Genomic DNA, 20440 nt, shown 5'->3' on the forward strand with positions numbered 1-20440 from the left:
CGTCACCTCTCCCTGCCCCGGGCCTTCAGCGGCACCGGCGGCAGCGGCGGGGCCTCCAGCCGGGCGCCGTCGTAACCGAGCACCGCGCCGAAGCGCTCGTCCTCGGCGTTCCAGCGCTCGGCGTACTCGGCGATCTCCCCGCCGGACCGGCCGACGAAGTTCCACCACATGACGATCTGCTCCTCGAACGGCTCGCCGCCGAGCAGCAGCAGGCGGGTGGCCTCGGCCGCCGACAGCCGCAGCGAGCGCCGTCCCGTGCCGAGGTAGAGCATCGCGCCGCGGTCCAGCGGCGCACCCTCCACCGCGGCCGACCCGGAGGAGGCGAGCAGGCCGTACTCGAAGTCGGGGTCCAGCGGCACCTCGACGTCGGCACCGGCAGCCAGGTCCAGGTCGACGCCGACCAGGGGCGTGTACGCCGTCCCGGGCGACGTCGCCCCACCGAACGAGCCCATGAGCACGGTCGCGGTCAGGCCGTCGGACGTGAACCCGGGCAGGGTCGCGTGGTGCTCGAACGCCGGGGCGGTCTCCCGGTCGGCGTCGGGCAGCACGACCCACAACTGCGCCCCGTGGAGGAAGCGCGGGTGGGTGGCCGGCGACTGCTCGGAGTGGGCGATCCCGTGACCCGCCGTCATCAGCGCCAGCTGGCCGGGGCCGAACCGCACGTCGCTGCCGATCGAGTCACGGTGGTGCACCTCGCCCTCGAGCAGCCACGACACCGTCTGCAGCCCGGTGTGCGGGTGCGGGGCGACCTGCATGCCGGAGCCGCGCGAGATGTCGTCGGGCCCGTAGTGGTCGACGAACGCCCAGGCCCCGACCATGCGCCGGCCGAGGGTCGGCAGCAGCCGGCGCACGCGGGTGCTCTCCCCGAGCAGCACCTCCTTGCCCGGCAGCAGATCGAGCGCCGGGCCGGCGGCCGTGGCCGCCAGCCCGCCCAGCTCCTGGGCCGCGGGACGGCGGTCGAGGTTGCTCATCGGGGTCCTCCCCTCCGTGCCGGCCCGTCAGGCTTCCGGGGTCTGCCCGGTCTCACCCTTGACCGCGCCGTGGGGCACGTACGACGCCGGGATCGACCCGAGGCGCCCGGCCTGGAAGTCGGTGAACGCGTCCATGACCTCCTGGCGGGTGTTCATGACGAACGGCCCGTACATGGCAATCGGCTCGCGGATCGGCGCACCGCCGAGGACCACGACGTCGAGCGCCGGGGTCCGGGACTCCTGCTTCACGGCCCCGTTGATCGTGATCGTGTCGCCCGGCCCGAACACGGCGAGCTGGCCGGTGCGCACCGGCTGCCCGTCGATGCCGACCGATCCGGCACCCGAGAGGACGTAGACGAGGGCGTTGAAGTCGCGCCGCCACGGCAGGTCGAGGGTGGCGCCGGGCGCGATGGTCGCGTGCACCATCGCCATGTCCGTGTACGTCGTGCCCGGCCCCTGGTGCCCGGCGACGTCACCGGCGATGACGCGGAGGAACGCGCCGGCGTCGGGGCTGGCCAGCAGTACGGACTCGTCGGCCCGCAGGTCCTGGTAGCGCGGCTCGACCCACTTCTGCGCCTTGGGCAGGTTCACCCACAGCTGCAGGCCGTGGAACAGGCCGCCGCTGAGGACGAGGTGCTCCGGCGGCCGCTCGATGTGCAGGACGCCGCCGCCGGCGGTCATCCACTGGGTGTCGCCGTTGGTGATGAAGCCCCCGCCGCCGTGCGAGTCCTGGTGCTCGAAGGTGCCGTCGATGATGTAGGTCACGGTCTCGAAGCCGCGGTGCGGGTGCCACGACGTGCCCTTGGGCTCGCCCGGCGCGTACTCGACCTCGCCCATCTGGTCCATGTGGATGAACGGGTCGAGGTCGCGCAGGTCGACGCCGGCGAAGGCGCGGCGGACCGGGAAGCCCTCGCCCTCGAAGCCGGACGGCGCGGTGGTGACCGAGCGGACGCGGCGCCGGACGCTGCCGGGGGCCGGGACCGGGACGCGCGGCAGGGCGGTGGTGTCTTCGACGGTCACGGCGGGCATGACGGCCTCCTTGGTTGAGGGCTCAACTAACGGTGACTGTAGCGCTCCGGACCCCCGTTGTCTTCCCACCGGATTCTGCTCCTCCCCGACAACCGGCGAGATCTGCACACTGGCCCACTTCCGCGCCCTGAAGCGGGCGAATGTGCAGATCTGGCCCGGACAGGAGAAGGGGGTGGAGCGGGTTTCGGGGGAGGGGGGCGGCGGGCAGGCTCCGGGGCGTGGAGACGGCGGGGCGGCTCGGGTGCCCGAAGCGCATGGTCTTCGGCCCCTGCGGGGGCGTCCGCGACGACGAGCGCTGCGAGCTCACCGAGCACCGGTGCGTCTTCCTCGACGAGCCGCCGGTCGAGTGGCCGGGCCCGCCCGCGGCGCCGGTCGCGTCCTCCGCCCTGGTGACGGCGGCGGCCGAGGGCCCCGTCGTCCTGGCCGACCTCTCGGTCCCGCCGTTCGACCCGGCCGCCCTGCGCCGCGTCGTCGCCGTCCTCGGGCCGGCGGCCGACGCCCTGCTGGTGGGCGAGCACGCCGAGCGGCCCGACCTACCGCCGACGATGGTCGCCGCCGAGGTGCTCGGCGCCGGCGGACGCCTCTGGACGACGTTGGCGTGCCGCGACCGCAACCGCGTCGTCCTCGAGCAGGAGCTGGCGGGCCTGGCCGTGCTGGGGATCGACGGCGTGCTGTGCGTGACCGGCGACGGTCGCGGACCCGGCGTCCGGCCGGGGGTCACCCAGGTGTTCGACCTCGACAGCACCCGGCTGGCCGCGCTCGCCGCCGGCATGGGCCTGGCGGTGGCCGTGGCGGAGTCGCCCGAGGCGCCGCCGGTGGCGCACCGCCCCGCGCGGGTGGCGCAGAAGCAGCGGGCCGGCGCCCAGGTGTGCGTGCTCAACCACGTCAGCACGCCGGGCGTGGTGCGCGGGTTCGTCGCGGCGGCCCGCACGGCCGGAGCCACCGTGCCGTTCGTCGCCGGGGTGGCGGTGTACACCGACGAGGCCTCGGCGCGGATCCTCCAGCGGTTCCCCGGCCTGCACCTCGACGACGCCGTCGTCGAGCGGGTGCTCGCTGCGCCCGACCCCCGCGCGGCCGGGATCGAGGCGGCGGTGACGGAGGCGCGGGAGCTGCTGGCGGTGCCGGGGGTGGTCGGCGTCAACCTGTCCGGCTCGGGCTCGAGCCGAGGGGCCGACGACGGAGCGCGGGTCAAGGCCGAGATCGCCGGACGACTGCGGGAGGAGTGCCCATGAGCGAGCTCGAGAGCGAGGCGATGGAGGCGGAGTTCGGCACCGTCGCCGGGTGGACCGAGGACGCCGTCCGGGCACTCGGCCCCGAGCACGCCATCCCCGCCGGGTGCCGGGGGAGCGGGAGCGAGGGGGCGCTGCGCTGGCTGGCCGACGGGCTCGACCTCGCTCCGGGCGCCCGCGTGCTCGACTCCGGCGCGGGCGTCGGCGGACCGGCCGGCTGGCTGGCCGCCGAGCGGGGCGTCCGGCCGGTCTGCGCGGAGCCGATGGCCGCGGCGGCCGGGGCGGGGCGCCGGCTGTTCGGCCTGCCGTCGGTCGTCGCGCTCGGGCAGGCGCTGCCGTTCCCCGACGCGTCCTTCGACGTCGCCTGGTGCCTGGGCGTGCTCTGCACGACGTCGGACAAGGCGGGGGCGCTGGCCGAGCTCCGCCGGGTCCTGGCCGACGGCGGCCGGCTCGGGCTGCTGGTGTTCGTCGCCGACGGGCCGTTGTCGGCGCCGGCGCCGGAGGGCAACGAGTTCCCGAGCGAGGCCGAGCTGCGCGCGCTGCTCCGCGGGGCGCGGTTCCGGCTGACCGGCACCGCGGAGGCCGACCTCGCCGACAGCCCACCGGAGTGGACCGAGCGGGCCGACGCCGTCGAGGCGGAGGTCGCCAGGAGGCACGGCGACGACCCGGCGTTCCGCGAGGCGGAGGAGCAGTCGGGCCGCGTGGGCCGGCTGCTCTCGGACGGATCGCTTCGCGCGTGGCTGGGGGTGGCCGTCGCCGGGTAGTGCATGCACGGAGGGTGCAAAGAAACCCTTGCAAAGAAGTCTTTGCACTCCTAGGGTCGGTCCGTGCCCGACCAGAAGCCGCTGGAGCCCGCCGTCCGCGTCACCGACGTCCGTGCCCTGCGGGCGCTCGCCCACCCCCTCCGCAACCGGCTGCTCGGGCAGCTGCGCCTGGGCGGCCCGGCCACGGCCAGCCAGCTGGGCCGGGTGGTGGGCGAGAGCAGCGGCTCGACGAGCTACCACCTGCGCCAGCTCGCGGCCTACGGCTTCGTCGAGGAGGTCGAGGGCCAGGGCACGGCCCGCGAGCGCTGGTGGCGCGCGCGCCACCGGCTGACCAGCTGGACGCCCACCGATCTCGTCGACCAGGAGGGCGGCCGGGAGGTGCGCGACGAGATGACGCGCATGGCCATCGACGTGCAGGTGCGGGTGCTCGGCGCCGGGCAGGAGCAGCAGGACCGGCTGGGCCCGGAGTGGGCCGGGGCGGCCGACCTGAGCGACTACGCGCTGCGGCTCCGGCCGGACCAGGCGCGGGCGCTCAGCGACGAGCTCTCCGCCGTCCTGACCCGGTGGATGGAGGCGCACCCCGCCGACCGGCCGGCCGAGGGTGCCGAACTCGTCGTCGTGCTCGCCGACGTCGTCCCGCTGAAGGAGATGCCGCGGTGAGCGCGCCGCAGACCGTCCGCTCGGCCACCCGCCGGCTGGTCGGGCTGACCGCGCTGCGCTGGCTTCCGGTGGGGCTGACCACGCCGATCACCGTGCTGCTCGCCCAGGCGCGGGGGCTGTCCCTGGCCGAGATCGGGCTGCTGTTCACCGTGCACGGCGTCCTGGTCGTCACCCTGGAGCTGCCCACCGGCGGGCTGGCCGACGTGCTCGGACGGCGGCCGGTCGTCCTCGCCGGTGCGGTGCTGCACATCGTCTCGTGCGTGCTGTTCGCGACCGCGACGAGCTTCGCCGGGTTCCTGGCGGGCATCGTCGCGCTCGGTCTCGGGCGGGTGCTCGACTCCGGCCCGGTCGAGGCCTGGTACGTCGACACCGTGCACCGGCTCGACCCGTCGGCCGACGTGGCCCCGGGGCTGGCCCGGCACTCCGCGGCCGACGGCGGCAGCCTGGCCGTCGGCGCGGTCGTCGGCGGCTTCCTGCCGGGACTGCTCGGTGGCGCCGGGGCCGCGGGGCTTGCGCTGCCCTTCGTCGGCGCCGCCGTCCTCGACCTGGTGTTCATCCTGGCCGTCGCCCGGTTGCTGACCGAGCAGCGCCCGCCGCGCGAGGGGAGCGTCGGTGCGGCGCTGGCGGCGGGCGTCCGGGCGGTGCCGGCGACCGTCGCGGGGGCTGTCCGGCTGTCGGTCACCGACCGGCCGATGCGGCTGGTCCTCGTCCTGACGGCCGTCGGCGGTGCCGCCCTCGTCGTGTGCGAGCTGCTCGGCCCGGTGCGCTTCGCCGCCCTGACCGGCGACCGGGCCGACGGCGCAGCCGTCTACGGCGCCGTCCTGGCGGTGTCCTTCGCCGCCGCCGCGGTGGGGTCGATGGCGACGACGGCGTTGCGGCGGCTGCTGCGGGGATCGACCCGGGCGACCTGTGCGGCGCTGTTCCTGCTGGGCGCGGGCGCGCTGGTCGTGGTGGCCGGCCCCGACGTCCTGGTCGTGGCCGGGGCCGGCTTCGCGGTCTTCTACCTCGCCCACGGGGCGACCTGGCCGCTGCTGAGCGCCGTGCTGCACACCCGCGTGAGCGCCACCCACCGGGCGACGGCGGTCTCGGCGATGTCGCTGGCCATGGCGCTCGGCGGCATCCTCGGCAACCTGGTGATCCCCGGGCTCGCCGATGCGGTCAGCATCGAGGCCGCGTTCCTCGCGGTCGGCGGCGTCGTCCTGCTCGGCGGCGTGGCCTGCCTCCGCCTTCCGCGCACCACCCGCCCCGAGGCGCCCGTCGAGCTCGTGCCCGCCTGACCCCGGCGCGGGGGTGGATCCGCGGCCTCGAAACGCGCGGTTCACACGGCGTCACTAGGTTCGACGCATGGCGGACCTCTTCGACGGCTACCCCCTCGGGCAGCAGTGGGACGAGATGTTCGGCGGGGTCGCCGAGCCACGGCCGCCCTACACCGGGCTCTTCGCGTCGCTGCAGCCCATGGCCGGCGAGGAGCTCGCGGCCCGTGCCGACCTGCTGAGCCAGACCTACCGCGACGCGGGTGTCACCTTCGCGCACGCGGGCGAGGAGCAGCCGTTCCCGCTCGACATCGTGCCGCGGGTGATCGGGGCCGAGGAGTGGGCCGTGATCGAGCGCGGCGTCGCCCAGCGGGTGCACGCGCTCGAGGCGTTCCTGGCCGACGTCTACGGCCCGGGCCAGGTCTTCGCCGACCAGGTCGTCCCGCGCAGCGTCGTCACCACCAGCGCCCACTTCCACCGGCAGGCGCACGGCCTGGTGCCGCCCAACGGGGTGCGGGTGCACGTCTCGGGCATCGACCTGGTGCGCGACGAGGCCGGGGACTTCCGGGTGCTCGAGGACAACCTGCGCTCGCCGTCGGGCGTCAGCTACGTCATCACCAACCGCGCCGCGATGAGCCAGGTGCTGCCCGAGCTGTTCGCCGACCACCGCATCCAGCCGGTCGCCGACTACCCGAGCCGGTTGCTGGCCGCGCTCAAGGCCTCGGCGCCCAGCGGCGTGGCCGAGCCGACGGTCGTCGTCCTCACCCCGGGCGTCTACAACTCCGCGTACTTCGAGCACGCGCTGCTGGCCCGCCAGATGGGTGTCGAGCTCGTCGAGGGCCGCGACCTGGTCTGCGCCGGTAACCAGGTCAGCATGCGCACGACGGACGGCCAGCAGCGGGTCGACGTCATCTACCGGCGCATCGACGACGACTTCCTCGACCCGGTGCACTTCCGGCCCGACTCGGTGATCGGCTGCGCCGGCGTGCTCAACGCCGCACGCGCCGGGCGGGTGACCATCGCCAACGCCGTCGGCAACGGCGTCGCCGACGACAAGCTGCTCTACACCTGGGTGCCCGACCTCATCCGGTACTACCTGTCCGAGGAGCCGCTGCTGCAGAACGCCGAGACCTACCGGCTCGACGACGAGGACATCGTGGAGTGGGTGCTGGCGTCGCTCGACCAGCTGGTGCTCAAGCCGGTCGACGGCAGCGGCGGCAAGGGCATCGTCATCGGCCCGCGCGCCGACGAGAAGACGCTCGAGGAGCTGGCGGGCAAGGTGCGGGCCCGCCCGCGGGACTGGATCGCGCAGAAGCCGATCGGCCTGTCCACCTGCCCGACGCTGGTCGGCGGCCGGATCGCGCCGCGGCACGTGGACCTGCGGCCGTTCGCGGTCAACGACGGCAGCAAGGTCTGGGTGCTGCCCGGGGGGTTGACCCGCGTCGCGCTGCCGGAGGGCGAGCTGGTGGTCAACTCCAGCCAGGGCGGCGGTTCCAAGGACACCTGGGTGCTCAGCCCGCCGCGGCAGTCGATGGACGACGTCGAGCCCGACCTCACGCGGATCGAGTTCACCGTCGACGACCTCCCCGAGGACCCGCCGGCCCAGGACCCGGGCCCGCTGAACGACACCGTCGTCGGCCAGTCCCAGCAGCAGCAGCAGGAGAAGGACCTCGCCCCCCTCGACCCTCGCACGCTCGGGCCGAGCCTCCGGGCGAGGCCGAAGGGCGCAATCGAAGAGGACCTTTCACCGTGCTGAGCCGGATCGCGGAGTCGCTGTTCTGGATCGGCCGCTACGTCGAGCGGGCCGACGACACCGCCCGCATCCTCGACGTGCACACCCAGCGCCTGGTCGAGGACCCGTGGATCGACGAGCACCGGGCCTGCGCCAATCTGCTGACGCTGATGGGCAACCCCGGGGCCGACGGGCCGGCGTCCCAGGAGGACGCCGACACCGAGAGCGTGCTGGCCGCGCTCGCCTTCGACCGTGCGAGCCCGAGCTCGATCGTGGGCGCGCTGTCGGCCGCGCGGGAGAACGCCCGGGGCGCCCGCGAGGTGCTCTCCGCCGAGATCTGGGAGTCGCTGAACGTCACCCACAACGCCCTGCCCCAGCAGCGGACGATGGCCCGCCGGTACGGGCCGCACTCGCTGTTCCGGTTCGTGCGGGAGCGCTCGGCGATGGTCTTCGGGCTGGCCGACGCGACGATGAGCCGCGACGAGAGCTGGCTGTTCCTCATCCTCGGCCGCTCGCTGGAGCGGGTCGACATGACCTCGCGGATCATCTCCACCCGCGTGCTCGCCGGCGACGCCGCGCCGTCGTGGACCCTCGTGCTGCGCTCCACCGGCGCCTACGAGCCCTACCTGCGCACCTACCGCGGCGTCGTCGACTCCAGCCGGGCGGCGGAGTTCCTCCTCCTGGACCGGCTGTTCCCGCGTTCGGTGTTCGCGGCGCTGGAGCAGGCCGAGGCGTGCCTGGTCGAGCTGGAGCGCTCCACCGTCCGCGACACCACCCGCATCGGCGTGGCCGGCGAGGCGCACCGCATCGTCGGGCGGGCCCGCACGATGCTGGAGTTCATGAGCACGCCCGAGCTGCTCAGCCAGCTGCCGACCCGGCTGGAGATGCTGCAGCGGGCGTCCTCGGCGGCCAGCGCCGCCATCACCCACCGCTTCTTCACCGAGCAGGCGCCGCAGGTGTGGGTGCCGGAGGAGGCAGGGTGAGCCAGAGCCAGACCCAGACGGCATCCCGGGCCGCCGGCCGCTGGCGGCTGCAGGTCGTGCACCGCACCACGTTCCACTACAGCGGCCCGGTCCGCTCCTCCTACAACGAGGCGCGGCTGACCCCGGAGAACAGCACCCGGCAGACGACGCTGCGCTCCAAGATCGAGATCGAGCCGGCCGCCTCCGCCTTCGCCTACCGCGACTACTGGGGGGCCACGGTCACCGCGTTCGACCTGCACAGCCCGCACAGCGAGCTGGTGGTCACCGGGACGTCGATCGTCGAGGCCGGCCCCGACCTCGCCGGGCACGACCGGGTCGGCTGGAACGCGCTGGCCGCGCGCGAGGTGCGCGACCAGTTCGGCGAGCTGCTGGTACCGACGCCGCTGACCGCCATGGACGACGACGTCGTCGCCGAGGCGCGCGCGGCGATCGGGGACGCCCGCCCCCACGAGGCCGGGGCGCTGCTGTGCCGGTTCGTCCGGGAGCGGATGGAGTACCTGTCGGGCGCCACCAACGTGAAGACCAACGCGATGCAGGCGTGGACCAAGGGCAAGGGCGTCTGCCAGGACATCTCGCACGTCACGGTCGGGCTGATGCGCGCGCTCGGCCTGCCCGCCCGCTACGTCTCCGGCTACCTGCACCCCCGGAAGGACGCCGCGGTCGGGGACCCGGTCACCGGTGAGAGCCACGCGTGGGTGGAGTGGTGGGACGGCGGCTGGAACGCCTTCGACCCCACGAACTCCGTCGAGATCGGCACCCGCCACGTGACCCTCGGCCGGGGCCGCGACTACGGGGACGTCCCGCCGTTCAAGGGCCTGTTCAGCGGCCCCAACAGCGAGGGCCACACCGTGACCGTGGAGGTCACCCGCCTGGCCTGACGCGTGGTCACCGCCGGCGCATCCGGTCCTCGACGACCGGGTGCATCGTGAGCTCGCGCACCAGCGGCGGCCAGTTGCGCAGCTTCGCGATGCCGCCGGCCAGCGCGGTCAGCATCCGGTCGACACCGCGCCCGGCGAGCTCGTCCGCGACGGTCACCGTCTCGATCAGGCCCGACCGGGTCCACCAGCGCAGCTCGCCCACGTTGTCGGTCATCGCCAGCCCGCGCGCGCAGACCTCCCGGGGCGTCACCAGCGTCCCGGCGGGGAACGCGTCGCCCCGGAAGACGACGAGCGAGGCCGACGGGACGTCGCTGGTCGCGTGGGCGATCTCGGCGAACCACAGCGGCATCCCGGGGTCGGCGGCGACCTCCAGGCCCGTGATCTGCCCGTCGGTGGCCCGGTAGCGGACGTCGACCAGCCAGCCGGCGGGTCGCCGGCCCCGGGGGTCGACGGCGGTGAGGTCGACGGCGCTGCCGTCCGGGAACCGCGCCGAACCGACCGCCACCAGGGAGTGCTCGACCGGGACGCTGTCGCGGTGGGCCAGCCGCGCCCACCAGACCGGCGCCGTCGCCAGGTCGTCGTCGCCCGGGGCCGTGACCGCCCGCAGTCCGGCGCGGTGCGGGTGGTGCCCGCCGTCGGGGTCGTCGTCGTCGTGGCGGTCGTCGTGGCGGGCTGCCGGGGCAGTCATCGTGGCGCTCCTCTCGTCCCCCGAGGCGGGGACGACCGTCGGCTGTGTCGGGCTCGACTCTCCGGAGATCACTTGGAGCGGCCTTGGATACAGCTAGGGCCCGACTCGTGTCCGGACCGTGACCGCGATACTGGGGGCCCATGACTGCCTCCACCGCCCGATGAGCGCACCCCTGAACCTGGTCAACCTGGAGCGGGTGCACAAGGCTCACGGCACGACCGTGATCCTCGACGACGTCTCCCTGGGCGTCGCCGCCGGCGAGCGCATCGGTGTCGTCGGCCGCAACGGCGGCGGCAAGAGCACGCTGCTGTCGCTGCTGACCGGCGCCGACGAGCCCGACTCCGGCCGGGTCACCCGCCGCGGGGACCTGGCGATGGGCGTGCTCGACCAGTCCGGCACCCTCCCGGCCGGGACGACGGTGCGCGACGTCGTCCTCCCGCCGTCGATGTTCGCCGCCGAGCACGAGTGGGCCGGCGACGCCGCCGTCCGCTCGGTGCTGACCGGTCTGGAGCTCGACCGGCTCGGCCTCGACGCCCCGGTGGCGCCGATGTCCGGCGGCGAGCGGCGCCGGGTGGCCCTGGCGGCGCAGCTGATCCGGCCCCTGGACCTGCTGGTGCTCGACGAGCCGACCAACCACCTCGACGTCGAGGGCGTGGCGTGGCTCGCCGAGTACGTGCGGGCGCGGGCCGGCGGGCTGGTCGTCGTCACCCACGACCGCTGGTTCCTCGACGAGGTCTGCACCACGACGTGGGAGGTGGCCGACGGCTCGGTGCACGCCTACGAGGGCGGGTACTCGGCCTACACGCTGGCCCGCGCGGAGCGGGCCCGGATCTCGGCGGTGACCGAGGAGCGGCGGCTCAACCTGGTCCGCAAGGAGCTGGCGTGGCTGCGCCGTGGCCCGCCGGCCCGGACCAGCAAGCCGAAGTTCCGGATCGAGGCCGCGCAGGCGCTGATCGCCGACGAGCCGCCGCCCCGTGACTCGATGGCCCTCAAGGGCTTCGCCGCCCGTCGGCTCGGGAAGACCGTCTACGACGTGGAGGACGTCGACTACGCCGTCCCCACCGAGGACGGTCCGCGGAGTCTGTTCACGGGCCTGACCTGGCACGTCGGACCCGGCGACCGGATCGGCATCGTCGGCGTCAACGGGGCCGGCAAGACGTCGCTGCTCAAGCTGCTCGTCGGCGAGACCCGGCCCGACGCCGGCCGCGTCGTCGTCGGCCAGACCGTGGCGCCGGCGTACCTCTCGCAGCACGTCACGGAGCTGCCGCCGCGGGCACGGGTGCTCGAGGCGGTGCAGGAGGTCGCCCGCATCGCGCGGATCGGCAACCAGGAGATCTCCGCGTCGTCGCTGGCCGAGCGGTTCGGGTTCGCCGCCAACCGCCAGTGGACGCCGGTCGGCGACCTCTCCGGTGGAGAGCGTCGGCGCCTGCAGCTGCTGCGGCTGCTCATGGCCGAGCCGAACGTGCTGCTGCTCGACGAGCCGACCAACGACCTCGACATCGACACGCTCACCGCGCTGGAGGACCTGCTCGACTCCTTCCCGGGCACGGTGCTGGTGGTCAGCCACGACCGGTACTTCGTCGACCGGGTCTGCGACAAGGTGGTCGCGCTCCTGGGCGACGGGACGCTGGCGGAGCTGCCCGGCGGCGTCGAGGAGTACCTGGCCCGGCGCGCGGCCGGCGGTGCGCCGTTGACCACCGCCGCCGCCGCTGCCGAGCCGCGGTCGGTCGGGGCGCCGTCCGCCGGCGCACCGGCGGTGTCGGCCGCCGATGCCCGCGCGGCGAAGAAGGAGGCGAGCCGGCTGGAGCGCCGCATGCTCAAGCTGGACGCCGACGAGAAGAAGCTGCACGAGCAACTGGCTGCCGCCGCGTCCGATTACGCGAGGGCCGCCGAGCTCGACGCCCAGCTCAAGGCCGTGCACGCCGAGAAGGAACAGGTCGAGGAGGCGTGGCTGGCAGCGGCGGAACTCGCCGAGGGCTGACCCCCTCGTCGCCCAGCCGGGACCGCAGCAGCCCGCCACCCAGACTTCCCCCGCCGACGCTTGTGCTCTGCCCCCTCTGGTGGGCAGAGCACAAGCGTTCGGCGCAAGGGTTTGTTTGCAACGATTGCTTTGCAAAGACTTCCTTGCGCCGCGGCTTGTGCTCTGCCCACGAGGGTGGGCAGAGCACAAGGATCCGGGGTACAGGTGCCGGGCGGCCGGCTCCCCGGGTCAGGCGGCGCGGCCGGGGCAGGCCGTCCTCCGGATAGACTCCAGGTACCGCCGGCCGTCGTCCCGACCGACGTCTGTGGTCCCCGAGCCGCCCCCCGACTCCCGGAGACCCGTGACCACACTCCTGCTCCTGCACGTGGTCGCCGCCGTCCTGGCGCCGGTTCTCGTGCGGTGGTGGGGGCGGCAGGCCTTCCTCGTCCTCGCGCTCGTCCCCGCCGCCGCCTTCGGCTGGGTCGTGGCGCAGTGGGCGACGGTCACCGGCGGCGGCGAGGTGCGCGAGGCCACGCCGTGGGTGCCGGCCCTCGACCTGACGATCACGCTCCGGCTCGATCCGCTGGCGCTGGCGTTCGCCGGGCTGGTCACCGGCGTCGGCGCGCTGGTCCTGCTCTACTGCGCCCGGTACTTCGAGCCCGGCGACGAGGGCGTGGGCCGGTTCGCCGGCAACCTCACCGCCTTCGCCGGGTCCATGCTCGGGCTGGTCCTGGCCGACGACCTGCTGCTCCTCTACGTCTTCTGGGAGCTCACCACCGTCTTCTCGTTCCTGCTCATCGGCGGCTCGGGCACCCGGGTGGCCGCGCGGCGGGCGGCCGGGCAGGCGCTGGTGCTCACCACCGCGGGCGGCCTGGCGATGCTGCTCGGGCTGATCATGATCGGCGAGTCCAGCGGCAGCTACCTGCTGTCCGAGGTGGCGGCCGACCCCGGCGGCGGAGCGCTGCTGGTGGGCGGCACCGTCCTGGTGCTGGTCGGGGCGATCACCAAATCGGCGATGGTGCCCTTCCACTTCTGGCTGCCCGCCGCCATGGAGGCGCCCACCCCCGTCAGCGCCTATTTGCACGCGGCGGCGATGGTGAAGGCCGGCGTGTACCTCGTCGCCCGCCTCGCGCCCGGGTTCGCCGACGTCCCCGGCTGGCGGCCGATCGTGCTCGGGCTGGGCCTCGCGACCATGCTCGTCGGCGGGTACCGCGCCCTGCGGCAGAACGACCTCAAGCTGCTGCTCGCCTTCGGCACGGTCAGCCAGCTCGGGTTCCTCATGGTGCTCGTCGGCGCGGGCAGCCGTGAGCTGGCCGCCGCGGGTCTCGCGATGACCGTCGCGCACGCCCTGTTCAAGTCCACGCTGTTCCTCACCGTCGGCGTCATCGACCACGCCACCGGCACCCGGGACCTGCGCGCCCTCTCCGGTCTCGGCCGCCGCCTGCCCGCGCTCGCCGTCGTCGGCGGCCTGGCGGCCGCCTCGATGGCCGGGCTGCCGCCGCTGCTGGGCTTCGTCGGCAAGGAGGCGGCCTTCACCGCGCTCTGGGACGGCGGTCTGCCCGACCGGACCGCGGCGGTCACGGTGCTCGTCGTCCTGGTCCTCGGCTCCGCCCTCACCGCCGGCTACACCGCGCGCTTCGTGTGGGGCGCGTTCGCCCGCAAGCCCGGGCTGGCCCCGACCGAACCCGCCGAACTGGTCCACCCGCCCGGCCCGCTGTTCCTCGCCGCCCCGGCAGTGCTGGCCCTGACCGGGCTGGTCGCCGGCCTGGCCAGCCCGCTGCTCGAGCCGCTGGCCGCGGGGTACGCCGACACGCTCCCGCTGCTGGCCGCGGAGCCGGAGGAACTCGGGCTCTGGCACGGGCTGCAGCCGGCGCTCGCGCTCTCGGCGGTCACGCTGCTCGGCGGCGCGGCGCTGTTCGCCGGCCGGGCGGCGCTGACCCGCTTCCAGCAGCGGCACGCCGTCGGCGCCTCGGCCGACGAGGGCTACTGGAACACGATGCAGGCCCTCGACCGCCTCGCCGTCCTGGTCACCGGGACCACCCAGCGCGGGTCGCTGCCGGCCTACCTCGGCACGATCCTCGTCGTCGTCCTCGCGCTGCCGGGCTCGGTGCTGCTGTTCCGCGCGCCGTGGCCGGGGGAGTGGCGGGCCTGGGACACCCCGATCCAGGCGCTCGTCGGCGCGGTCGTGCTGGTCGCCGCCGCGCTCGCGCTGCGGATCCGGCAACGGCTGTCGGCCGTGCTCGTCGTCGGCGTCACCGGCTACGGCCTCGCCGTCCTCTTCACGCTGCAGGGCGCTCCCGATCTGGCCCTGACCCAGTTCCTCGTCGAGACGCTCACCCTGGTCGTCTTCGTCCTGGTGCTGCGCAAGCTGCCCAAGGACATCACCGAGCGGCACCGTCCCCGCGAACGCGCCGTCCGCGGCGTCATCGCCGTCGCCGTCGGGGTCTTCATGGCCGCGGTGGGCGCGGTCGCGCTCAGCGCCCGCACCGCCGAGCCCGTGTCGGTCGACTACCCCGAGGCGGCGTACGACTTCGGCGGAGGCCAGAACATCGTCAACGTCACCCTCGTCGACATCCGGGCCTGGGACACCCTCGGGGAGATCTCGCTGCTCGTCGTCGCCGCGACCGGCGTGGCCAGCCTGGTGTTCCTGCGCCGCCGCACCGGCACGGTCGACCGGCTCGCCCCGGGGCAGGTCGACGAGCAGTCGGGACGGCGGGGCCGGCGCGCACCCCGCCGCCAGTGGCTGGCCGCCAGCATCGCGCTGGCCCCCGAGCGCCGGTCGGTGGTGCTCGAGGTGATCACCCGGATCCTGTTCCACACCATCGTCGTCTTCTCGGTGTACCTGTTGTTCAGCGGGCACAACGACCCCGGCGGCGGCTTCGCCGGCGGCCTCGTGGCCGGTCTCTCGCTGGTGCTGCGCTACCTGGCCGGCGGACGCTACGAGCTCGGCGAGGCGGCTCCGGTCGACCCCGGCCTGCTCCTGGGCGCCGGCCTGCTGTTCTCCGGCGGCACCGGCGTGGTCGGGCTGGCGCTGGGCGCCGAGGTCCTGCAGACGGCGATCCTCGAGACGACGCTGCCCGTGCTCGGCGACGTGAAGCTGGTGACCTCGCTGTTCTTCGACATCGGCGTCTACCTGATCGTCGTCGGCCTGGTGCTCGACGTCCTCCGCAGCCTCGGCGCCGAACTGGACCGCCAGGTCGAGGAGCACGACCCGATCGACGCCGCCCCCGACGAGGTGATCCTCCGATGACCCCCACCGTCGTCCTGCCGGTGATCATCGGGGGCCTGTACGCCGCCGGTGTCTACCTGCTGCTCGACCGGAGCCTCACCCGCGTCCTGCTCGGGTTCCTGCTGCTCGGCAACGCCACCAACCTGCTGCTGCTGTCCACCGGCGGGGCGGCGGGGCTGGCGCCGATCCTCGGCGTGGCCGAGCCGGAGGAGATGAGCGACCCGCTGCCGCAGGCGCTCATCCTCACCGCGATCGTCATCACCTTCGGCATCGCGGCGTTCCTGCTGGCGATCATCTACCGCTCGTGGCGGCTGGTCCGCCAGGAGGTGGTCGGCGTCGACGAGGAGGACCGCCGGGTGGCCCGACGCTCGGGCACCGACGCCGACGAGATGGACCCCGACGACCTGGCGCCCGAGGACCGGTTCCCGGCGCACGCCGACAGCCTGCACACCGATCGGCACGTCGAGGAGTTGCTGGACCGGCACTACGCCGGCATCCCGTCCGACGACGTCGACCTCCCGCCCACGCAGGGGAGACGCCGGTGATCCGCGTCCTCACCCCGCTGCCGGTGCTGCTGCCGCTGCTCGGCGCCGCGGCCGCGCTGCTCGTCGGGGGCCGGCACCCACGCACGCAGCGGACGCTGAGCATCGCCGTCCTGGCGTCGGTGCTCACCGTGTCGGTGCTGCTGCTCCTGCTGGCCCACGACGAGGGGGCCACCGCGGTCTCGGTCGGGGGCTGGCCGGTGCCGCTGGGCATCGTGCTGGTGGTCGACCGGCTCTCGGCGCTGATGCTGGTCGTCGCCACCACCGTCGGGCTCGGCGTCCTGGTGTTCGCCGTCGGCCAGGGCTCGGCCGACGGCGACGAGGAGACGCCGATCTCGATCTTCCACCCGACGTTCCTCGTGCTGATGGCCGGCGTCGCCAACGCGTTCCTCGCCGGTGACCTGTTCAACCTCTACGTCGGGTTCGAGATCCTGCTGACCGCCAGCTACGTGCTGCTGACCCTCGGCGGCTCGGCGCCGCGCATCCGGGCCGGTGTCACCTACATCGTGGTGAGCCTGCTCAGCTCGCTGCTGTTCCTGGCCGCGATCGCGCTGATCTACGCCTCCACCGGCACCGTGAACATGGCCCAGCTGGCGGGGCGGCTCGGCGACCTGCCCGACGGCGTCCAGCTGCTCCTGCACTCCCTGCTGCTGATCGCGTTCTCCATCAAGGCCGCGGTCTTCCCGCTCTCGGCCTGGCTGCCCGACAGCTACCCGACCGCGCCGGCGCCGGTCACCGCGGTGTTCGCCGGGCTGCTGACGAAGGTCGGCGTCTACGCGATCATCCGCACCCAGACGCTGCTGTTCCCCGGCGGCGCGCTGGACCAGGTGCTGATGTGGGCGGCGCTGGCGACCATGGTCGTCGGGATCCTCGGGGCGGTCGCGCAGACCGACATCCGCCGGATCCTGTCGTTCACCCTGGTCAGCCACATCGGCTACATGGTGTTCGGCATCGCCCTGTCGACGGCGGCCGGGCTGGCCGGGGCCATCTTCTACGTGGTCCACCACATCGCCATCCAGACCACGCTGTTCCTCGTCGCCGGGCTGATCGAGCGCCGGGGCGACTCGACGGCGGTGGACCGGCTCGGCGGCCTGGCGAAGGCGTCGCCGCTGCTCGCCGTCCTGTTCTTCGTCCCGGCGATGAACCTGGCCGGGATCCCGCCGTTCTCCGGGTTCATCGGCAAGCTGGGCCTGCTCGAGGCAGGCGTCGCGACCGGCGGCTGGCTGCCCCACGTCCTGGTGGCCGCGGGTGTCGTCACCAGCCTGCTCACCCTCGTGGCCGTCTCCCGCGTGTGGAGCCGGGCGTTCTGGCGGCCGCCGGCGCAGTCCCCGGCCGCGGACACGGCGGGCGCGGCGGTCGCCGACGCCGGCCCGGAGACCGGCGCCGCGCCGACCGGGGACGGCGGGGACGAGGAGCCGCCCGACGAAGACGTCGACGCCGGGCCCTCGCCCCGCACGGCGGCCCGGCGCGCGGCGTGGGAACGGCACACCGCCGTCGCCACCGCGACCACGCCGGCCACCGACGGGCTGGGCGAGGAGGTCGGCAGCCGGCGCGCGCTGCGGCCGCTGCCGCAGGTGATGGTCGGTGCGACCGCGGCCATGGTCGTCGTCACGGTGTCGCTGACCGCGCTGGCCGGCCCGCTGTACGGCGTGACCGACCAGGCCGCCGAGGACCTGCTCGACCGCGGCCCCTACGTGGAGGCGGTCCTCGACGACCTGGTGGACCCGTGACCGCCGAACCCGTCGCCGACGCCGGCCACCGGCTGCGCCACCAGCTGCCGCTGCTCGTCTGGCTGGTGCTCGTCTGGAACCTGCTCTGGGGCACCTGGTCGTGGGCGAACCTGATCTCGGGGACGCTGGTCGCTCTCGCCGTCACCGTCCTGCTGCCGCTGCCCCCCGTCACCGGGGGCACCCGGGTCCGGCCGGTCGCCCTCCTGGTGTTCCTCGGCACGTTCCTGCTCGACCTGGTGATCTCCGGCGCGCAGGTGGCCTGGCAGACGATCCGGCCCAGCGGCATCCGGCGCAGCGCGATCCTCTCGGTGCAGCTGCGCACCGACTCCGACCTGCTGATGACCATCGTCGCCGAGGCCACCGCGCTCGTGCCCGGCTCGCTGGTCATCGACATGGACCGGGAGCGGCAGACGCTGGCGGTGCACGTCCTGCACGTGACCGACCTGGCCGACGTCGAGCGCCGCCGCGCCTCGGTGCTCCTGACCGAGGACCGGGTGGTGCGCGCGTTCGGCTCGGCCGCCGAGATCGCGGCCCTCGACGGGGCGGCGCGGGATTCCGCCGCGACCCCGGGGAGGTCCACGCCGTGACCGTCGTGTTCGTGCTCGCCTACGGCATGCTCGGCGGGGGCGCCCTGCTGGCGCTGGTCCGCCTGGCGCGCGGCCCGTCGCTGCTCGACCGCGTCGTCGCCACCGACATCCTGCTGGTCATCATCTCGGCCGGGCTGGCCGTGTACGCGGCCCTGCAGCGGGACCCCACCGTCGTCCCGGTGCTGGTGGTGGTCTCGCTCCTGGCCTTCGTCGGCTCGGTCTCCGTGGCCCGCTACGTCGGCGGCATGCTCGTCCACTCCGCCGACGACGGCACCGATGTCGGGCTGCCGCTTGCCGCGGAGGAGCAGGAAGCCCGGCAGACGGGGGAGGCCGACCGATGATCGACCCCGCCTCGGTCGGCGACGTCGTCGCCGTCGTCCTGCTGCTCGCCGGGTGCTTCCTGTGTCTGACGGCGGGCCTGGGTCTGGTGCGGTTCCCCGACGTCCTCGCCCGCATGCATGCGGGCACCAAGCCGCAGGTGCTCGGCGTGCTGCTGATCATGATCGGCGGTGCGATCCGGCTGCAGGGCTGGTCGGCGACCTGGATGCTGCTGCTGGTCGCCGCGTTCCAGCTGCTCACCGCGCCGGTCAGCGCGCACATGATCAGCCGGGTGGCCTACCGGCGCCGGCACGTGCGGCGGGACCTGCTGCTGGTCGACGAGCTGCGCAGCGGGGAGAGCCAGGACACCGTCCACCGCGGGGACGAGCCGGCCGACGCCCCGCCGGAGCAGGGCTCCTAGGCCAGCTGACCGAGCCAGAACGGCAGGCCCTGGTCGTCGCGGCACAGCGCCGACAGCCCGTACGACTGCCGCTCGATGTCGCCGGCCTGACCTCCTGCGGTGCGGACGGCGGCGACGGCCACCTCGATGTCGTCGACGGCGTACATCGGCACGGTGCCCGGCTCGGACGAGCCCCCGCCGATGCCGATCATCGGGGTGGTGCCCTCGACCTGCCAGCCGTCGGGCACCCGGCCCGGCGCGGCCGACCAGCCCAGCACCGCCTCGTAGAAGTCACGGGCCCGCGCGCCGTCGGGCACCTGCAGGGTCAGGTACACCGCGTCGCCGGGGCGGGGACCGGGCTCGGGCGGCCGGGTCGGCGTCTGGAGCAGCCAGTGGTGGCCGTACGGGTCGACGATCGCGCCGGTCCGGCCGTAGGGAGCGTCGGCCGGCCTCCGTGTCACGGTGGCGCCGACCGCCTCGGCGCGGGCCACGGCCGCGTCGACGTCGGAGACCGTGAGGTGCAGCGACACGCTGGTCTTCCCCTCCTCGGGCCCGGTCAGACCCAGCTCCGGGTACTCGTCGGCCAGGTAGAGGGTGGCGCCGGCGACGTCGAGTTCGGCGTGCCCGATGCGGTCGTCGTCCATGACGTAGTGGTCGCCCACTTCCCGGGCGCCGAAGGCGTCGACGTACCAGGCGATGGCGGCGCGGGCATCCCGGACGGCGAGGTAGGGGATCAGCGGGGACATGGCGGGTCGACCTCCGGGGGTGGGGGTTCGGGCGGGGACGGCGGGCTGCTGGCTCAGCAGCGCGCGGCGCAGGCGGTCGCGCAGCGCCGCGGCGAAGGCGGGGTCGGGTTCGACCGGCGTGACGGGCCGGGCGAGGGCGCGGAACGGCCGTTCGGGGTCGGTCACGTGGCACCTCCCGTCGGTTCCGTGGTCTCGGTGTCGGTGTCGGTGTCGGTGTCGGTGTCGGTCGCCTCGTACCGGCGGCGGAACGCGATGCGGGACCGGACGAGCAGCGCCTCGGTCGCGTGCACCGTGCGGCCGAGGAGGGCGGCGACCCGGGGGACCGGGAGGTCGTCGAGGTAGCGCAGGGTCAGGGCGGCGCGCTGGGCCGGGGTCAGGCGCTCGAGGACCTGCTGGGCGCGCAGGGCGTCGAGTCGCGCGTCCCAGGGGTCCTCGGCGTCGTCGGCACCGCCGTCGAGCAGCCGGAGCGACCGCTGCTCGCGTTCGCGTCGCCGCCAGTGGTCGACCAGTTTGTGGCGGGCGGTGCCGATCAGCCAGCCGACGCTCGTGGGGCCGCCGCCGTCGGCCTCGGCGCGCACGGCCGCGAGGAACGTCTCGGCGGTGAGGTCCTCGGCCAGGGCGCGCTGCCCGCAGCGCGCCAGCAGGTAGCCGTACACCTCGGGCAGCGCCCGGTCGTAGAGCGACAGCAGCCCGGGATCGGGCGGTGGTCCCACCGCGCGCGATCCCGGGCTGCTCATGTCC

General features: G+C 74.5%; 19 protein-coding genes. 14 read left to right on the plus strand and 5 right to left on the minus strand.

Going from position 1 to position 20440, the window contains the following annotated elements; all coding sequences use genetic code 11:
• Window positions 1-2: 2 nt before the first annotated feature.
• Both ABD644_RS20245 and ABD644_RS20250 read right to left on the minus strand, forming a co-directional pair.
• Window positions 3-971 (minus strand): pirin family protein, encoded by a 969-nt coding sequence (locus ABD644_RS20245; RefSeq protein WP_344690863.1) that lies wholly within the window; start codon window positions 969-971, stop codon window positions 3-5.
• A 27-nt stretch (window positions 972-998) separates the two neighbouring features.
• On the minus strand, window positions 999-2000 hold the full coding sequence (locus tag ABD644_RS20250; RefSeq protein ID WP_344690864.1) for a pirin family protein: 1002 nt from the start codon (window positions 1998-2000) through the stop codon (window positions 999-1001).
• Window positions 2001-2218: 218 nt separating this feature from the next.
• Between ABD644_RS20250 and ABD644_RS20255 the strand changes: the two genes are divergently transcribed.
• The 7 genes from ABD644_RS20255 to ABD644_RS20285 all read left to right on the plus strand — a co-directional run bounded on the left by ABD644_RS20255 (window position 2219) and on the right by ABD644_RS20285 (window position 9499).
• Window positions 2219-3232 (plus strand): methylenetetrahydrofolate reductase, encoded by a 1014-nt coding sequence (locus ABD644_RS20255; RefSeq protein WP_344690865.1) that lies wholly within the window; start codon window positions 2219-2221, stop codon window positions 3230-3232.
• Window positions 3229-3993, plus strand: coding sequence for a class I SAM-dependent methyltransferase (locus ABD644_RS20260; RefSeq protein ID WP_344690866.1), 765 nt, complete (start codon window positions 3229-3231; stop codon window positions 3991-3993). The genes ABD644_RS20255 and ABD644_RS20260 overlap by 4 nt, the downstream gene beginning before the upstream one ends.
• Window positions 3994-4056: 63 nt before the next feature.
• Entirely contained in the window at window positions 4057-4653 is a 597-nt protein-coding gene (locus ABD644_RS20265) for a winged helix-turn-helix domain-containing protein (protein WP_344690867.1), read from the plus strand.
• Window positions 4650-5930 carry an MFS transporter gene (locus tag ABD644_RS20270; RefSeq protein WP_344690868.1) on the plus strand — a complete coding sequence of 427 codons (1281 nt, stop codon included), beginning with the start codon at window positions 4650-4652 and terminating at the stop codon, window positions 5928-5930. The genes ABD644_RS20265 and ABD644_RS20270 overlap by 4 nt, the downstream gene beginning before the upstream one ends.
• A gap of 67 nt (window positions 5931-5997) precedes the next feature.
• Complete coding sequence (locus ABD644_RS20275; RefSeq protein ID WP_425547486.1) at window positions 5998-7662, plus strand: circularly permuted type 2 ATP-grasp protein; 1665 nt, start codon at window positions 5998-6000, stop codon at window positions 7660-7662.
• A complete protein-coding gene (locus tag ABD644_RS20280; RefSeq protein ID WP_344690869.1) occupies window positions 7656-8621 on the plus strand; it encodes an alpha-E domain-containing protein in 966 nt (321 codons plus the stop codon). The genes ABD644_RS20275 and ABD644_RS20280 overlap by 7 nt, the downstream gene beginning before the upstream one ends.
• Window positions 8618-9499, plus strand: coding sequence for a transglutaminase family protein (locus ABD644_RS20285; protein ID WP_344690870.1), 882 nt, complete (start codon window positions 8618-8620; stop codon window positions 9497-9499). Before ABD644_RS20280 ends, ABD644_RS20285 begins: the two co-directional genes overlap by 4 nt.
• Before the next feature lie 7 nt (window positions 9500-9506).
• On the opposite strand, the gene ABD644_RS20290 is transcribed toward ABD644_RS20285, so the two are convergent.
• Window positions 9507-10187: a hypothetical protein gene (locus ABD644_RS20290; protein WP_344690871.1), complete on the minus strand. Its 681-nt coding sequence runs from the start codon at window positions 10185-10187 to the stop codon at window positions 9507-9509.
• A gap of 160 nt (window positions 10188-10347) precedes the next feature.
• On the opposite strand from ABD644_RS20290, the gene ABD644_RS20295 reads away from it, so the two are divergent.
• The 7 genes from ABD644_RS20295 to mnhG all read left to right on the plus strand — a co-directional run bounded on the left by ABD644_RS20295 (window position 10348) and on the right by mnhG (window position 18974).
• Window positions 10348-12168, plus strand: a complete 1821-nt coding sequence (locus ABD644_RS20295) for an ABC-F family ATP-binding cassette domain-containing protein (RefSeq protein WP_344690872.1) — start codon at window positions 10348-10350, stop codon at window positions 12166-12168.
• 340 nt (window positions 12169-12508) lie between these two features.
• Window positions 12509-15397, plus strand: a complete 2889-nt coding sequence (locus tag ABD644_RS20300; protein WP_344690873.1) for a Na+/H+ antiporter subunit A — start codon at window positions 12509-12511, stop codon at window positions 15395-15397.
• Window positions 15394-15921: a Na(+)/H(+) antiporter subunit C gene (locus tag ABD644_RS20305; RefSeq protein WP_344690874.1), complete on the plus strand. Its 528-nt coding sequence runs from the start codon at window positions 15394-15396 to the stop codon at window positions 15919-15921. The genes ABD644_RS20300 and ABD644_RS20305 overlap by 4 nt, the downstream gene beginning before the upstream one ends.
• Complete coding sequence (locus tag ABD644_RS20310; protein WP_344690875.1) at window positions 15918-17648, plus strand: Na+/H+ antiporter subunit D; 1731 nt, start codon at window positions 15918-15920, stop codon at window positions 17646-17648. The genes ABD644_RS20305 and ABD644_RS20310 overlap by 4 nt, the downstream gene beginning before the upstream one ends.
• Entirely contained in the window at window positions 17645-18235 is a 591-nt protein-coding gene (locus tag ABD644_RS20315) for a Na+/H+ antiporter subunit E (protein ID WP_344690876.1), read from the plus strand. The genes ABD644_RS20310 and ABD644_RS20315 overlap by 4 nt, the downstream gene beginning before the upstream one ends.
• On the plus strand, window positions 18232-18576 hold the full coding sequence (locus tag ABD644_RS20320) for an MrpF/PhaF family protein (protein WP_344690877.1): 345 nt from the start codon (window positions 18232-18234) through the stop codon (window positions 18574-18576). Before ABD644_RS20315 ends, ABD644_RS20320 begins: the two co-directional genes overlap by 4 nt.
• Window positions 18573-18974, plus strand: coding sequence for a monovalent cation/H(+) antiporter subunit G (mnhG, locus tag ABD644_RS20325; RefSeq protein ID WP_344690878.1), 402 nt, complete (start codon window positions 18573-18575; stop codon window positions 18972-18974). The genes ABD644_RS20320 and mnhG overlap by 4 nt, the downstream gene beginning before the upstream one ends.
• On the opposite strand, the gene ABD644_RS20330 is transcribed toward mnhG, so the two are convergent.
• Together ABD644_RS20330 and ABD644_RS20335 are read right to left on the minus strand one after the other, a co-directional pair.
• Entirely contained in the window at window positions 18971-19864 is an 894-nt protein-coding gene (locus ABD644_RS20330; RefSeq protein WP_344690879.1) for a VOC family protein, read from the minus strand. The two genes, mnhG and ABD644_RS20330, sit on opposite strands and share 4 nt — an antisense overlap.
• Window positions 19861-20436, minus strand: coding sequence for an RNA polymerase sigma factor (locus ABD644_RS20335; protein WP_344690880.1), 576 nt, complete (start codon window positions 20434-20436; stop codon window positions 19861-19863). Before ABD644_RS20335 ends, ABD644_RS20330 begins: the two co-directional genes overlap by 4 nt.
• Window positions 20437-20440: the final 4 nt, after the last annotated feature.

It is taken from the genome of Blastococcus jejuensis (genome assembly GCF_039534705.1).
Taxonomy (GTDB): domain Bacteria; phylum Actinomycetota; class Actinomycetes; order Mycobacteriales; family Geodermatophilaceae; genus Blastococcus_B; species Blastococcus_B jejuensis.

Bases quoted from the DNA above. Each gene is read 5' to 3' on its own strand.
- ABD644_RS20245 (WP_344690863.1), bottom strand. From the start codon at position 971: ATGAGCAACCTCGACCGCCGTCCCGCGGCCCAGGAGCTGGGCGGGCTG.
- ABD644_RS20250 (WP_344690864.1), bottom strand. From the start codon at position 2,000: ATGCCCGCCGTGACCGTCGAAGACACCACCGCCCTGCCGCGCGTCCCG.
- ABD644_RS20260 (WP_344690866.1), top strand. From the start codon at position 3,229: ATGAGCGAGCTCGAGAGCGAGGCGATGGAGGCGGAGTTCGGCACCGTC.
- ABD644_RS20275 (WP_425547486.1), top strand. From the start codon at position 5,998: ATGGCGGACCTCTTCGACGGCTACCCCCTCGGGCAGCAGTGGGACGAG.
- ABD644_RS20290 (WP_344690871.1), bottom strand. From the start codon at position 10,187: ATGACTGCCCCGGCAGCCCGCCACGACGACCGCCACGACGACGACGAC.
- ABD644_RS20295 (WP_344690872.1), top strand. From the start codon at position 10,348: ATGAGCGCACCCCTGAACCTGGTCAACCTGGAGCGGGTGCACAAGGCT.
- ABD644_RS20305 (WP_344690874.1), top strand. From the start codon at position 15,394: ATGACCCCCACCGTCGTCCTGCCGGTGATCATCGGGGGCCTGTACGCC.
- mnhG (WP_344690878.1), top strand. From the start codon at position 18,573: ATGATCGACCCCGCCTCGGTCGGCGACGTCGTCGCCGTCGTCCTGCTG.
- ABD644_RS20335 (WP_344690880.1), bottom strand. From the start codon at position 20,436: ATGAGCAGCCCGGGATCGCGCGCGGTGGGACCACCGCCCGATCCCGGG.